The sequence below is a fragment of the Gloeomargarita sp. SKYB120 genome (assembly GCA_025062155.1).
Taxonomy (GTDB): Bacteria; Cyanobacteriota; Cyanobacteriia; order Gloeomargaritales; family Gloeomargaritaceae; genus Gloeomargarita.
On record JANXAM010000076.1, the window covers coordinates 1 to 775 of the forward strand.

The following is a 775-nucleotide window of genomic DNA, read 5'->3' on the forward strand; positions in this document are numbered from 1 at the left end:
GAACACCGCCGAATGCCATCCCATCGTCTTCAATCGACTGCGCAATCACCATAAACGAAATCCCAATGTTAAGCTGATCGTTGTGGACCCGCGTCGCACCCCCACAGCTGAAGTGGCCGACCTTCACTTGGATATACGCCCTGGCACTGACATTGATTTGCTCCACGGTATTGGCCATTTGCTCTTGCGGTGGGGATATGTCTGTAAGGAATTTGTTGATAATCACACTCGTGGCTTTGACGACTATGTAAGACTTTTGGCAGCCTACCCGCCGGAGAAGGTGGCTGAACGTTGCGGCATTAGGCAAGAGGACCTGGAACGGGCGGCGCGCTACTGGGGAAACGCCCAGGCCGTGTTGTCCCTGTGGTCCATGGGCATTAACCAGTCGGCAGAGGGCACTGCTAAAGCGCGTTGTCTGATTAACCTACACCTGCTCACCGGGCAAATAGGTCGTCCCGGCAGTGGCCCTTTTTCCCTAACAGGACAACCCAACGCCATGGGAGGACGGGAGGCCGGGGGGCTAGCACACTTATTGCCGGGTTATCGCCAAGTTACGAATCCCCGGCATCGGCAGGAGGTGGAGGATTTTTGGGGCCTGTTACGGGGACAGATCAGCCCTCGCCCCGGACGTACGGCCTGGCAGCTAATAGAGGCTCTGGAAAGAGGCGAAATAGGCTTTCTTTGGATCGTAGCGACCAACCCCGTGGTGAGTATGCCCCACCTGGAGCGGGTCAAAAGGGCTCTACGTCAATCCCCCTTTACGGTTTATCAGGAT

Annotated in this window: 1 protein-coding gene; it reads left to right on the plus strand. The window is 56.4% G+C overall.

Features of this window, described 5'->3' with window-relative positions:
• Nucleotides 1-775, plus strand: a 775-nt coding sequence (locus NZ705_12495) for a molybdopterin-dependent oxidoreductase (protein MCS7293762.1), incomplete at both ends; no start/stop codon positions are given.